The sequence below is a fragment of the Alistipes sp. D31t1_170403_E11 genome, from assembly GCF_015553985.1.
Lineage (GTDB): Bacteria > Bacteroidota > Bacteroidia > Bacteroidales > Rikenellaceae > Alistipes > Alistipes montrealensis.
Genome location: NZ_JADNHQ010000011.1, coordinates 22,422 through 37,508, shown reverse-complemented (window position 1 = coordinate 37,508; position 15,087 = coordinate 22,422). Strand labels below are relative to the sequence as shown.

7 protein-coding genes are annotated in these 15,087 nt (G+C 60.8%); 5 read left to right on the top strand and 2 right to left on the bottom strand.

What is annotated here, in order from left to right; all coding sequences use genetic code 11:
- Positions 1-23: 23 nt before the first annotated feature.
- The gene (locus tag I2E69_RS14470) at positions 24-1,427 is read right to left on the bottom strand and encodes an arylsulfatase B (protein WP_195461932.1); all 1,404 of its coding nucleotides are present in this window, start codon (positions 1,425-1,427) and stop codon (positions 24-26) included.
- Between the two features lie 408 nt (positions 1,428-1,835).
- Between I2E69_RS14470 and I2E69_RS14465 the strand changes: the two genes are divergently transcribed.
- From I2E69_RS14465 to I2E69_RS14455, 3 genes are read left to right on the top strand one after another with little or no spacing between them, the layout of a single operon-like run.
- On the top strand, positions 1,836-3,227 hold the full coding sequence (locus I2E69_RS14465) for a sulfatase-like hydrolase/transferase (protein WP_195461931.1): 1,392 nt from the start codon (positions 1,836-1,838) through the stop codon (positions 3,225-3,227).
- A gap of 32 nt (positions 3,228-3,259) precedes the next feature.
- Positions 3,260-4,738: a sulfatase gene (locus I2E69_RS14460; protein WP_195461930.1), complete on the top strand. Its 1,479-nt coding sequence runs from the start codon at positions 3,260-3,262 to the stop codon at positions 4,736-4,738.
- A gap of 30 nt (positions 4,739-4,768) precedes the next feature.
- On the top strand, positions 4,769-5,893 hold the full coding sequence (locus tag I2E69_RS14455) for an aldose epimerase family protein (RefSeq protein ID WP_195461929.1): 1,125 nt from the start codon (positions 4,769-4,771) through the stop codon (positions 5,891-5,893).
- Between the two features lie 86 nt (positions 5,894-5,979).
- On the opposite strand, the gene pbpC is transcribed toward I2E69_RS14455, so the two are convergent.
- The gene (gene pbpC / locus I2E69_RS14450) at positions 5,980-8,292 is read right to left on the bottom strand and encodes a penicillin-binding protein 1C (protein WP_195461928.1); all 2,313 of its coding nucleotides are present in this window, start codon (positions 8,290-8,292) and stop codon (positions 5,980-5,982) included.
- 74 nt (positions 8,293-8,366) lie between these two features.
- On the opposite strand from pbpC, the gene I2E69_RS14445 reads away from it, so the two are divergent.
- Positions 8,367-13,640 (top strand): alpha-2-macroglobulin family protein, encoded by a 5,274-nt coding sequence (locus I2E69_RS14445; RefSeq protein WP_195461927.1) that lies wholly within the window; start codon positions 8,367-8,369, stop codon positions 13,638-13,640.
- A 233-nt stretch (positions 13,641-13,873) separates the two neighbouring features.
- Entirely contained in the window at positions 13,874-15,076 is a 1,203-nt protein-coding gene (gene trpB / locus I2E69_RS14440; RefSeq protein ID WP_195461926.1) for a tryptophan synthase subunit beta, read from the top strand.
- Positions 15,077-15,087: the final 11 nt, after the last annotated feature.

Genomic DNA, 15,087 nt, shown 5'->3' with positions numbered 1-15,087 from the left:
GCTATCTGCGGAGAGTCCGGTTTTCAGGGTTTGGTTACACGCCACTCGCGGGGAGCCTTGAAACCCTCTTTGCCCTGACCGTAGGGCAGTTCCGGATGAGCCGGACGGATCGAGTCGTAGCGAATGATATAATTGCGCAGGCGTTCGGCCTCGGCCGCATGGTCCGCAATCTTATTCTGCCGTTCATAGGCGTCTTCGGGATAATAGACCAGAAAGTCCTCCCTGAGGTTCATCGGCCTGCTGCCCTCTTTGAGAATCAGCTTGTAGTCGCCGCTGACCGCCGCGCCGCAGCCGAGGTACAGATCGCGGGAGAACGAAGGAACCTTGCCCGTAAGCACGGGAAGCAGGTTCACGCCGTCGTACGGACGCGGAGGGTTCCCGGCGCCGACCAGCACGGCGATCGTAGGCGCCATGTCGACGAACGCCGCAAGCTGCTCCGAACGGACGCCTTCCACAAAATGCCCCTTCCAATATAGAACGGCCGGAACACGGACACCGCCGTCCCACTCGCGTCCCTTATGGCCGCGCAGCGGGGCACAACTCGACCCGCCGGGCAGGTTCGGGATTCCGCCGTTATCGCTCATGAAGAGCACCAGCGTGTTTTCCAACGCTCCGCTCTTCTTCAATTTTTCGAGGATACGGCCAACTCCTTTGTCCATCCGGGTCACCATGGCACGATAAGTATACGCCTCCTTTTCGCGGGGTTTCAGCGCGGCGAACTTCTCCGGCGAAATATGTTCGGCAATCTCGTCTTCGGGAGCCTGGAAAGGCGTATGGGGCGCATTGAAAGCCACGTAGAGAAAGAACGGCCCTTCGGGGGCATACTCCCCGATACAGCGCACCGCCTCATCGGCGATCAGATCGGTCGAATAGCCCTTGTCGTAACTCGACTCCCAGTCGTCGTGCCAGTCCAGTTCGCCTTCGCGTTCGTGGGTAAAATAGTCGAGGGCCCCGTTCAGGAAGCCGTAGAAACGGTTGAATCCGCGGTTGAGCGGATGGTAAGCAAGCCTGCCATGGCCGAGATGCCACTTGCCGACGATCGCCCGGTGTTCGTAACCGTTGGCGGCCAGCAGGTCGGCCAGCGTCTGCTCTTCGGGATCGAGCCCGTAGTCGCGCCAGGGCGGAATCACGGTCCGCCGGATACCGAAACGACTGGGATAACGCCCCGTCATAAGGCCCGCACGGGTCGGCGAACTGACCGGAGCGGTATAAAAACGGTTCATTTCGATGCCCTTGGCGGCCAGCGCATCGATGTTGGGCGTAGGGATGACGCTTCCGTGATAACTCACGTCGCCCCAGCCCAGGTCATCGGCTACGATGAACAGGATGTTGGGGCGTTCGCCGTTTCCGGCGGCCGCAGCCGGAAGTGCGGCGGCAAGACAGGCGCCTGTTCCGAGCAGGCTTCGGCAAAGCAGGGTTCGATTCATTGTCGGTTCTGGATTTAGTTACCGCTAAGGTATTCATTCCCGCGGGGAAACGGGGCCGTTTTTCGGCCAAAAAGTGTCGATATTTCGGCAAACGGCCTCCTGCCCCCCCCCGAAGCCCGCCCCGACCGGGATACCTGAACTCCGGAAATCCCTCCGGCAAGGTTCCGGTTTATGCCCTTCGGATGTATTTTGAACATTCCGTCGCCTTTTTTTGGCCAATTTTTTAAATTCCGGGACCTATATAATAACTATCTTGCAATCGGAAATCAACCGAAAAAACCGCTTACAAAAAAAACGATCCTCCTTGTCCCCGGCGCCGCGGCATACGCCCTCCCCGCAGCAACGTAAAACCGTGGTCCGGAGGCTCCGGCAACTGAAACGACATGCAAACCTACAAAACACCAAACCATGAATAACCGCACCATCCTCACCGGACTGCTGGGCGTCGGAACCGTCGCCTCGGCCACAGCCCAGGCTCCCGCAAAAGCCAAAGCGCAAGCGCCGCACGCCCGTCCCAACATCGTGATCATCTACACCGACGACATGGGTATCGGCGATCTCTCGTGCACCAACACGGGCTGGGTCGAAACGCCCGCCATCGACCGCCTGGCATCGCAGGGCCTCGTGCTGAACAGCTACTACTCCTCCGCCCCGGTCAGCTCGCCCTCGCGCGTAGGACTCACGACGGGCATGTTCCCCATGGAGTGGGGCATCAACACCTACCTCCAGACCCGCAAGGGCAACGCCGCGTGCGAGCAGGCCGACTTCCTCGCCGCCGACGCTCCTTCGATGGCCCGCATCCTCCACGACGCAAGCTACGCTACCGGACACTTCGGCAAATGGCACATGGGCGGCGGCCGCGACGTGAAAAACGCCCCGCAAATCACCGCATTCGGCTTCGACGAATACTGTTCGACGTGGGAAAGCCCCGATCCGGCTCCCGAACTGACCGCCACGAACTGGATATGGAGCGACAAGGACGACGTGAAACGCTGGAACCGCACGGGCTACTTCGTCGACAAGACGCTCGACTTCATGGTGCGCCACAAAGACAAGCCCTGCTTCGTCAACCTCTGGCCCGACGACATGCACACGCCGTGGGTTCCCGACGAAGAGTCGCAGCACAAACAGAAGGACTGGAACTCACAGCCCAACTTCACGGAGGTGCTCGCCGAGTACGACCGCCAGATCGGGCGGTTCCTCGCGCAGCTCGACCAACTGGGACTGAGCGACAACACCATCGTCATTTTCACCTCGGACAACGGTCCGGCGCCGAGTTTCCGCCAGTTGCGCACGAACGGCATGCGCGGCGTCAAGAACAGCCTCTACGAAGGCGGCATCCGCATGCCCTTCATCATCCGCTGGCCGGGCGTTATCGAGGCCGGCAAAGTGGACAACAAGACAGTCGTCTGCGCCGTCGACCTGCTGCCGTCGCTCTGCAAGATCGCCAAGGCCCGGCTGCCGAAAGGTTACCGTTCGAGCGGCGAGGACATGAGCAAGACCCTGCTGGGCGCGCCCTCCACCCGCAAAGGCGACCTGATGTGGGATTTCGGACGTAACGAAGCCTTCATATTCCCCCGCGACAAATACCACCGCAGCCCCTCGCTGGCGATCCGGCGCGGCGACTGGAAACTGCTCGTCAACCCCGACGGTTCGAACGCAGAGCTCTACAACATCGCCGAGGACATCGACGAAACGAAAAACCTCGCAGAGACGAACCCCGCGCTTGTCCGCGACCTTTCGAAGACCGTGCTGGCCTGGTGGGAGCGCCGTCCCCGCATCGGCGGCGGACAGCAATAACCCTCCGCGCGACCGACCCGAAACCGCACAGTATGAAAACCAAAACGATCCCTACCGGAAAAATCGGACTCGGAGCCTCGCTGGCCCTGCTCTCCGGCGGCGCCGCACAAGCCGCGAAACCCGCGGCCAAACAAAGCCCGAAGCGCCCCAACATCGTGCTCGTCATCGCCGACGACTGCCGCCATTACGACCTGGGGTGCTACGGAAGCCCCGACGCCATCACGCCCAACATCGACCATCTGGCCTCGCAGGGCGTTCGTTTCGAGCGGTTCTTCCAGGCGACGGCCATGAGCTCCCCGACACGCCACTGCCTGCTCACGGGGCTTTATCCCGTCCGCTCGGGCGCCTACCCCAACCATACGCGGCTCGACGACGGCGTCCGGACGCTGCCCGCATACCTCAAGCAAGCCGGCTACCGCGTCGCCCTGCAGGGCAAACGGCATATCGCGCCGATCGAGGCCTTCCCGTTCGAGTATCTCTCGGAAGAGTCGCTGCGCAGCGTACATCCCGAAAAGATCGAACCGTTCCTGGCCGACGTTGCCCGAACGGGCGAACCGTTCTTCCTCTACGTCGCCTCGACCGAGCCCCACGACCCGTGGACGCTCGGCGACCAGAGCCTCTGGAACCCCGACGAACTGACCCTGCCCTCCAACCTCGTCGATACCCCCTCGACGCGCAAGCAGTTCCGCAACTACCTCGCAGAGATCAACGTGCTGGACAACCAGGTCGGGGCGGTCGATTCGCTGCTCCACAAATACGGGCTCGACGAAAACACCGTCTTCATCTTTACCAGCGAACAGGGCTATTCGTTCCCGTTCGCCAAGTGGACCTGCTACGACGAAGGTCTGCAAACGGGCTTCGTCATCCGCTGGCCGGGGGTCGTCAAGCCCGGCACGACGACCGACGCCATGTGCGAATACGTCGACGTGACCCCGACAATAGTCGACATTGCGGGCGGAAAAGTCCCCGAAGGGCTCGACGGCCGCAGTTTCCTGCCCGTCGTCAAAGGGAAAGCCAAGGATTTCAAACAGGAGGTCTACGCCATCCAGACCAGCCGCGGCATCCACGCCGGACCGGAATATTACGGCATCCGCTCGGTGCGCAACAACCGCTTCGCCTACATCCTGAACCTCACGCCCGAAGCGGCGTTCAAATGTATGTCCACACACCCCAAACGGAACTGGTGGGTTTCATGGAAGGAGAAGGCCTCGACCGACGAATTCGCCCGCCGGCAAGTCGAGCGCTACCAGCATCGCCCCGGCGAAGAGCTTTACGACATCGTAAGCGACCCGTTCCAGACCCGTAACCTGGCCAACGACCCGCAATATGCCGGGGAGAAAGCCGCGCTGCGCGCCAAGCTGCTCCGGTGGATGGAGCGCCAGGGCGACCGGGGGCAGCAGACGGAGATGGAGGCCAAGGAACACATGTTCCACAAGGAAGTAGCGACCGCACCCGGGCCCAAAAAGAAAAATCCCGGAAAAACAAGGCCGCAAAACTCCCGGAATGATTAACTTTGCATGCAAGAACCCAAAAACACATCCATGAAAAGAAATTTCATCGCATTATGCACCCTGCTGCTGGCCGCCTGCGGAAGCCAGGAGCCTAAAATTACGCTCTTCAGCAACGAGGCCTTCCAGACGGAGGTGGACGGCAAACCCGTCGGACTCTACACGCTCCATGCCGGCGACGTGACCATGCAGGTCACCAACTACGGCGCCCGCGTCGTCTCGCTCTGGACCCCCGACCGCGAGGGTAACTACCAGGACATCGTACTCGGCTACGAGACGATCGGCCGCTACATCGACAACACCGGCGAACGTTTCCTCGGCGCGGTCGTAGGTCCCTATGCCAACCGCATCGCCAAGGGCTCCTTCACGCTCGACGGCGTGGAGTACACCCTCCCGATCAACAACAACGGCCAGACGCTCCACGGCGGACTCAGCGGACTGGACCGCGTGGTCTGGGACGTGGTTTCCGCCTCCGACACCCAACTGGTGATGAGCTACCTGCACGCCGACGGACAGGAAGGTTTCCCGGGCAACCTGCAAATCGAGATGACCTACTCGCTCACGCCCGAAAACGAATTCCGCATCGACTACAAGGCCACGACCGACAAGCCGACCGTGGTGAACCTGTCGCACCACCCCTTCTTCAACCTCAAGGGCGAGGGTAACGGTACGATCCTCGACAACGTGCTGACCATCAACGCCAGCCGAACCACACCGGTCGACTCGGTGCTGATTCCCACCGGGGAGATCGCCGACGTGACAGGTACGCCGTTCGACTTCCGCACCCCGCACGCCATCGGCGAGCGCATCGGCGCCGACAACGAGCAGTTGCGCAACGGCGCGGGTTACGATCACAACTGGATCATCGACCGCAAAACAGCGGACGGCATCGAGCCCATTGCCACGGTCTGGGAGCCCGCTTCGGGCCGCACGATCGAGGTGCTGAGCAACCAGCCGGCCCTGCAATTCTACAGCGGCAATTTCTTCGACGGCGCAGTGAACGGCAAATACGGCAAGCCGCTGCGTTACCGCGAATCGCTGGCGCTCGAAACGCAGAAATACCCCGACAGCCCCAACCACGACAACTTCCCCTCGACCGTACTGCGTCCGGGCGAAGAGTATACGCAGGTCTGCATCTACAAATTCGGGGTGAAATAACCCGCCGCTCCGGCAACACGAAAAACGCCTTCGCAGGTAAATCCCTGCAAAGGCGTTTTTCATTTACTTCGGGTAAGGGTCCGAAGCTACCGGCAACTGAACACGACGCTTTTGGAGGCTCCGTGTTCGTCGATCACCGTCAGGCGATGCTGCCCGGGTGCAGGCCTTACCGACAGTTTGTGCTCCAGCGTGGTGGCGCCGAGGTATTCATCGTCGATGTGCCAGAACAACACGGCATTGCGGTCGCGGTGGACGGCCGTGAAGACAAGGCTCTGCGCCTCCCCTTCGAGCGACTTCGGGGCCACCAGCACACGTCCCGGCTGGGGATAGATGATCTCGATCGGATCGCCTCCCGCTTCCGCCCCCGACAAACCGGGATGCAGCGGCGGCAGCGGCTGGTAATCCGTATGCTGTTTTTTGTAGTACCACTCCTGCGCAGGAGGCAGGATAAACATCGGTTTGCGAACGATCCGGGCCGCATCGCAGCAGTCGGTCGTCACCCGGTATTTCAGGTCGGGGCTCAGGTTCACGATCCGGTGGTAGGGGCAGACCTCGCCCGCGGCAGCCGACTGCGGAATCATCACCGTATCGCGGTCAGGACACACCTGCGAAGCCAGGAAACCGCTCTGCCGGCAGACTACGGCCGGTTCGAGGTCGCCGTAAGGCTCCGAAAACCAGCTTCCCCCGGGCAGCAGGCCGAACACTTCGAACAACACGGGCGCAGCATAGCCGACACCCGTCATCAGCGGACGCCCCTCCCCCGAACAGTTGCCGACCCAGACGCCCACGGCGTAATCGGGCGTCGCCCCGACGGCCCACGCATCGCGGTTGCCGTAACTCGTCCCGGTCTTCCAGCCGATCTTTTTCGACGATGTGAAATACTGCCACTCGCCCTCCTCCTCGGGACGCGTGACATGGCTGATCGCTTCGAACATCAGCCACAGCGCACCCCGCGAAAGGGGAATGTCGTCGGCGCTGACGACCGCCGCATTGGCCGGATCGTAGTGCGGGGCATGGATCGTATCCTGGTCGTTGAGCTTGGCCGCCATCAGCATGTAGGCCGCCGTAAGGTCCCACAGCGTGATTTCCGCGCCGCCCAGGATCAGTGAAAGTCCGTAATGGCCGGCGCTCCGGTTGATCGTTCGGAATCCCAGGCCGCGGACCAGCGACAGGAAATTCTCCCGCCCGTATTTGTCGAGCATCCTCACCGACGGAACATTCAGCGAACGCTCGACGACCCGGTTGGCCGGAACCGCGCCGTCGAACGTACGGTTGTAGTTCTGGGGCGTGAAATCCTTGTAATAGGTCGGCACATCGGGGAACAGCATCGTCGGGAGTGCCGTTCCGTTGTCCAGCATCGCAGCGTAAAGAATCGGTTTGAGCACACTGCCGCTGCTGCGTGGCGCGGGGATGACATCGACGCTGGTTCCGGTGCTCCGGTCCGCTGGGTCGTAAACGTTGCCGACATAGGCGAGCACCTCGCCGCTGTGCACGTCCATCACCACGACGGCCAGGTTGTTGATCTTGTTGCCGCGGTACTGGTTGTTGCAGCGGCGGGCCAGTGCATTTATCCGGCTCTGGAGATCGGCATCGAGCGTCGAGCGCAACGCCCCTTTCTTCATCTTGCCCAGCAGATACATCGCTTGCATCGGCATCGGCTCGGGAGCCTCGGGCAACGGCTCCTGCCTGGCCAGGGCGCACGTCAGGGAGTCGATGTGCCCGCTGCGCCAGATGCGGTCGAGCAGTCCGTCGCGCTTCTCCCGCAGCCGTTCGCGGTTCCGTTTTATGTGGATGAGCGACGGGGCGTTGGGCAGCACGGCGAGCAGGGCGCTCTCGCCCCACGAAAGCTGCCGCGCGCTGCGGCCGAAATAGTACCACGAAGCGCTCTCCAGCCCTACGACATTGCCGCCGAAAGGCGCATGGGCGGCATACAACGCAAGAATTTCATCTTTGTCGCAGCGCAGTTCGAGCCGCAGCGCCAACACCATTTCGATCAGTTTCTCGCGCAACGTCCGGGGCTTTCCGTCGCGACTGAGGCGAATGGTCTGCATCGTGAGCGTACTCGCCCCGCTCGTTATCCGCCCGGCCGAGAGATTCTGCCCCACGGCGCGCCCCAGCGCCAGCAGGTCGACCCCGAAATGGTCGTAAAAACGCTTGTCCTCGTAGGTCGTGATGGCCGTCCGGAACTTGTCGGGCACGCTGTCCGTCGGAAAAAAGCGCCATTGCCCGTCGGGAGCGACCTTCGCCGACAACAGGCGTCCGTCGCGGCTCCACACCGTCGCGGAAAAAGGCTCGTCGAAAAGCGTCCGCGGCAGGGCGAACAGGAATCCCGCAGCCAAAATGACCGTGAGCCCCACCGAGAGGAAACATATTGTCTTTGCCGACGCTTTTTCTGACATTTTTTTACGTATCTTTGGAGGAGATATGCACACCTCCGTCGTATCGTTGACAAAGTTACCTAAAAATCTTCACCATGAAAGCAATTCGCGCCGCATTATTTGCCGCCACCGTCCTGCTGCTCGCCTCGTGCGGCCACCGGCCGAGCAACATCATCGAATCATCGACCAATGGTTTGTCAGGCGTCAAGATGCCGCTCCAGGTGACATTCCGCGAGGATGTCGAACTGACGAAAGACGATCTCGGGAACGCCGTTTCGTCCTCCCCTTCCGCCGATTTCGACGTTTCCCGCCTCGGAATGCGGATGCTGCGCATTGTCCCGAAGTCGCCCCTGAAAAGCGATACCCGCTACAAGATATCCCTCGATGCATCGAAACTCACCGACGGAAAATTCAAAGGCACTGCGGAATTCGAATTCTCGACACCGAAACTGCGGTTTTCCTGCGACGAATATTGGTTGCAGCACAGCGAAGACATGCTCTCCTACGTGCTGGTGGGCGAACTCACCGCCTCCGACTATGCGGACAGCGACTACGTGGAACGGAATTTCAACATCAAGGGCGCCCAGGGGACTTCGACGACGTGGGAACACTCGCAGGACGGCCTCACGCACCGCTACACGGTCGAGAACATCGCGCCCCGCAGCGACGAAAGCTATACGCTGACGCTCGGATTCGATTACGCGGAGCAGAGGACCCTCGAGGTCGAAGTTCCCAAAAAGGACGACTATGTCGTTATGGACCACACCGTCATCGAGGAGCCGCTGGCCATCGTCGTCACCTTCTCCGAGCCCCTCAAACCTAACCAGGATTTCAAAAACCTGATCCGGTTCGAATCGAAATTCCGGACTTCGGTCGACAAGAACCGGCTCTATATCTACCCTGAAGCACGCCTCACGGGCAACTACGAGGTTGAAATCAGCCGGGAGGTGCAGAGCAAATCGGGGCGGCGGCTCGAAGAGCGTTTCGCCTTTGAGGCGACGCTGCCTTCGCAGACTCCCTCGATCCGTTTCACGGGCAAAGGCTCCATCCTGCCCTCGTCCAACCGCATGAGCCTGTTGTTCGAATCGGTGAACTATGCGAAAGCGCGCGTACGCGTACGAAAGATATTCGCCAACAACCTGCTCCAATTCTTCCAGCGAAACTATTACGGCGACTCCGATTTTTCGGACATGGAATATGTATCCCGCATCGTCCGCGACACGACCATCGACCTCGGAGGCAAATCGTCGACGCGGCTCGACCGGACCAACACCTACTCGCTCGACCTCAGCCGCCTGATCACCGACAGCCGGAAGTCGATGTACATGCTCGAAATCAGGGGTGTCGATCCGCTGATCCCCGTCGACGACGACTATGATTACGACTACTATTTCGGCGATTACCGGACCTACTCCGAGCGGTCGAAGATCGTCCTTCAGTCCGACATCGGCATCATCTGCAAAAGCAACGGCGACGAGGAACTGATCGTCTACACGACCGACCTGGTTTCGGCACGCCCGAAAAGCAACTGCAAGGTACGCGTTTACGACCGCCAGAACCAGCCGTTGGCCGAAGCGACCACCGACTCCGAAGGACGGGCCGCATTGAAGTGCAGGCAAGCCCCCTACATGATCCTGGCCGAAGCCGGCGACGATGTCGCATTCGTCAGGGCCGAGCAGGGTGCGGCGCTCTCGCTGAGCAATTTCGACGTAGGCGGCACGACCGATGCCAAAGGCATAAAAGGCTACCTGTTCGGCGAACGCGGCGTCTGGCGCCCGGGCGACGAAATCTACCTCACGCTGATCGTCACGGCGGACAATCCGCTGCCGGAGAACCATCCGGCGTCACTGGAGTTCTACAACCCCAACGGCCAACTGGTGCAGTCGCTGGTCAGCAACAACTCCTCGGACGGCATCCACACCTTCAGATTGCAGACGACGCCCGCCTCGCCCACCGGCATCTGGCGCGCCAAGGCGAACTTCGGCGGAGCCACTTTCGAAAAGAACATCCGGGTAGACGCCGTCAAACCCAACCGGATGAAGATCGAGATGCACCTCGGCGACGGACAGACGATCGACGCCGGAAACTTCACCGGCCGCCTGACCGCCCGCTGGCTCCACGGGGCCCCGGCCGCCGGAACCAAAGTCACGCTCCAGGCCCAACTGACCCAAATCCCGACACGCTTCAAGGGCTATGCCGATTATTCGTTCGACGACGCTACAAAAGAATTCGACCCCGAAGAGCGCGAGATCGCATCGGGCACGACCAACGAACAGGGTTCACTGCAACTGACTACCGACCAGCTCTCGTCGCTGGAGGGACTGAGTCCGGGCCTGCTGAGCGGCAAATTCACCGTCAAGGTCTTCGAAAAGAGCGGCGATTTCAGTGTCGATCAACAAATTACGACCGTCTCGCCCTACGACGCCTATTTCGGAATCGCCGTAACCGAACAGCAAAGCGAATGGGGCGACGAATACCTCGACAGCAAACGCGACCATGCCTTGAAAATCGCACTCGTCGACGCCAAGGGCCGCCCCGTAACCGGCTCGGAAGAGGTGACCGTATCGGTTTATAAGATCACCTCCTACTGGTGGTGGGACGCCTCGTCGGCCACCTCCCAGGCCCGTTATGCCAAGAGTGCGCTCAATGCCAACTACAAAACCCTCCAAACCACCCTTTCGGGCGGCAAAGGGCAGGTCACGATGCGCTGGAGCGCAGGCGACTACGGCTATTACCTGATCCGCGTGACAGGCGCCCGGCAGGCGCATTCGGCGACGCGCGTCGTCTGCGTATCGTCGTCCGACTACCGGGGCGATGTCTCCTCGGTGACGGATGCCGCCACACGGCTCGCCATTGCCAAAGACAAGGATAAATACGTCCCGGGCGACAAGGCCAAGATCACCATTCCCTCCTCCCCGGGCGCACGGGCCCTGGTAAGCGTCGAGAGCGGCAACTTCGTCCGCGAAAGCTACTGGATCGACTGCACCGCCAAGCAGACCTCCTTCGAAATACCGGTCAAAGAGGGCATGGCCCCGAACGTCTACGTATCGGTAACCCTCGTCCAGCCCCACAACAACACGCTCAACGACGCGCCGATCAGGCTGTTCGGCGTACTGAGACTCCCGGTCGAGGACGCCGGCACGCGCCTCACGCCCGTCATCGAAATGCCCGAATCGGTGAAACCCGAATCGGAGATCACGATCAAGGTCCGCGAGCAGAACGGCAAACGGATGAGCTATGTGCTGGCGCTGGTCGACGAAGGCCTGCTGGGGCTCACGCGCTTCAAAACACCCGATCCATACCTCTATTTCAATGCGACCGAGGCGCTGGGCGTCCGCACCTGGGACCTGTTCGACTATGTCATCGGCGCTTACGGCGGCCGCATCGAGCAGTTGTTCGCCATCGGCGGCGACGCGGAGCAGCCGAACACCGGGGCGCTGCGGGCACAGCGGTTCAAACCCGTCGTGCGTTTTATCAATGCGCAGAAACTGGGCGCCGGAAAAACGAACACCCACAAAATCACGCTGCCGCCCTATTTCGGGTCGGTACGCGTGATGGTCGTCGCCTCGAACGGCCATGCCTTCGGCTCCTCGGGGAAGGAAGTCGCCGTGAAAAAGCCGCTCCTGGTACAGGCGACCCTGCCCCGCGTAGTATCTACGGACGAGGAGATCGAACTGCCCGTCACGGTCTTCGCCCTTGAAAACGGGGTCGGCAAGACCGATATAAAGGTCACCGCCAACGAGTCGTTCACCATCGTCGGCCCGCAAAGCAAAAGCATCGCCCTCAGCAGCGAAGGCGAACAGATCGTCGCCTTCCGGCTGAAGGCAGGCAAGCAGACCGGAATCGGAAAGGTCCGCGTCACGGCATCGTCGTCGGGCGACAGTTCCGTCTCGGAGATCGAACTCGACGTGCGGGAACCGAATCCCTACGTAACGACCACCGAGGACCGCATTCTCCAGACGGGTCAGACGGCTGCGGTCAAACCCCTGAAAGCCACCGGATCGGCCAAGCTGGAACTCTCGTCGATACCTCCGATCGACCTCTCCCGCCGCCTCGAATACCTCGTGCGCTACCCCCACGGCTGTATCGAACAGATCACTTCGGGAGCCTTCCCGCAGCTTTACCTCCCGGCCATCGTGGAGTGCGACAACCAGATGTTGCAGGACATCGACCGCAATATCAAGAGCGTCCTGCCGCGGCTGGGAGGCTACCAGTTGTCCAACGGTGCATTCGCTTACTGGAGCGGCGGAACTTCGCTTTCGGAGTGGGGCACGGTCTACGCAGTCCATTTCATGACCGAGGCTGCGAAATACGGCTATGCCGTAGACCGTACGATCTTCGACCGGGCGCTCAAATACCTGCGCAACAACACTTTCGACAACCCGCTGACACAGGCTTACGCCCAGTATGTCCTCGCACTCGGCGGCTCTCCCGACCGCGGCGGCATGAACCGGCTCCGCGAGAAATCGGCGCAGGCGGGTAACGACGTGAAATGGATGCTGGCCGCAGCCTACGCCCTCGACGGCAACCGGAAGGTCGCCGAAGAGTTGATCGGCCAGGCCGCAAATACGGCGGGCCAGAAGGTCAATCCCTACGACGGAACCTATAACAGTTCCGAACGGCAGATGGCAATCGTCCTGATGACGCAAACGCTGCTCGGACACCGCGAAGAGGCGTTCCGCACGGCCATGCGGATGTCCGACATCCTGAAAAAAGACAAATGGCTGAGCACCCAGTCGACGGCATGGATGCTCAATACGCTGGCGAACTTCGCCTCCACGGGACAAACGGGCATCGACGCCAAAGTCGGCCGGGAAGAGCTCCGGACTGCCAAATCGATCGTCAGCATGCCCCTCACCGCCGAGACCGAAGTGAAGAACAACGGCACAGGCAGCCTCTATGCGGTCGTGAGCCAGAGCTACACGCCGGGCAAGGGCGAAGAGACCGAAGCCGCGAACGGCATCCGGATCGATGTCCGGTACAAGGACATGAACGGCGCCGCGATGGACCCGCGGTCAGTTCCCGTATCGACAGACTTCTACGCCGTCGTGACCGTCACGAACACCAGCGGTTACGAGCGCTATGCCGACCTCGCCCTGACGCACATCGTCCCGGCGGGATGGGAGATCACCTCCGAACGCGACCTCACGTCGGTCACCTACCAGGATATCCGCGACGACCGGGTGCTGAGTTATTTCGACCTTCGCAGCGGCGAGAGCAAGGAAATTCCCATCAAGCTCACCGCTACTTACAAGGGTCGCTACTACCTGCCCTCGATCTACTGCGAGGCGATGTACGACAACTCGGTGCGGGCGCTCAAAAAGGGCGAATGGGTCGAAGTCGTGGAGACGGCCCCGGCTGCAAAATGAAAAAAAGACGATTTTATTTGATTTTTCCCACAAAGTCCCTATATTTGCAACCAATGAATCCGATTATGAAAAGTTTTTCGATCAATAACGCATGGTGGTGGCGCTTACAATTTTCCGTTGTGAGTGACTTGCCGCGTGTAGTTGTTGAACGATAAATCAGCGATAAATTCGAAAAGGCCTGTTGTACTCACAACAGGCCTTTTTTCATGTGCAATATTCTAAAATCAGAAAATATGAATTACCAGGTTAATGAGAAAGGTTATTACGGACGCTTCGGGGGCGCATACATCCCCGAAATCCTGCACAAATGCGTCGAGGAGTTGCAGCAGAACTACCTGCGGGTGATCGAAAGCGAATCGTTCCGCGAGGAGTACCGCACCCTGCTGCGCGACTACGTGGGCCGGCCCTCGCCGCTTTACTTCGCCCGCCGGCTGAGCGAGCGCTACGGCTGCCGCATCTACCTCAAGCGCGAGGACCTCAACCATACCGGCGCCCACAAAATCAACAACACCATCGGTCAGATACTGATCGCCCGGCAGATGGGCAAGACCCGCATCATCGCCGAGACGGGAGCCGGACAGCACGGCGTCGCCACGGCTACGGTCTGCGCGCTGATGAACATGCCGTGCGTGGTCTACATGGGCCGTACCGACGTGGAACGCCAGCAGGCCAACGTCCGGAAAATGGAGATGTTAGGCGCGACGGTCATCCCCGTTACTTCGGGCAACATGACCCTGAAGGACGCCACCAACGAAGCCATCCGCGACTGGTGCTGCCACCCCGCCGACACGTTCTACATCATCGGCTCGACGGTGGGTCCCCACCCCTACCCCGATATGGTGGCACGCCTGCAGTCGGTCATCAGCGAGGAGATCCGCGTGCAGCTGCAGGAAAAGGAGGGCCGCGACTACCCCGACTACCTGATGGCCTGCGTCGGCGGCGGCAGCAACGCCGCAGGAACCGTCTACCACTACCTCGGCGACGAGCGCGTACGGATCGTGCTGGCCGAAGCCGGAGGTGAAGGCCTCCTTTCGGGGCGGAGCGCGGCGACGATCCAACTGGGGCGCGAGGGAATCATCCACGGCGCACGCACACTGGTCATGCAGACCCCCGACGGACAGATCGAAGAGCCTTACTCGATCTCCGCCGGCCTCGATTACCCCGGCATCGGGCCGATGCACGCCAACCTCTCGCAGACGGGACGCGCGAAGGTGCTCTCCGTCGACGACGACGAAGCGTTGCGCGGGGCATTCCTACTCACACGCCTCGAAGGCATCATTCCCGCCCTCGAAAGCGCCCATGCCCTCGGCGCACTGCCTAAAATGGAGTTCCGTCCTTCGGACGTAGTGGTGCTGACCGTCTCGGGCCGCGGCGACAAGGATATGGAGACCTACCTCGAAAACATAGACCGTCCGGAAATCGCCGGCAATTTGTAAAATCCGAAAAA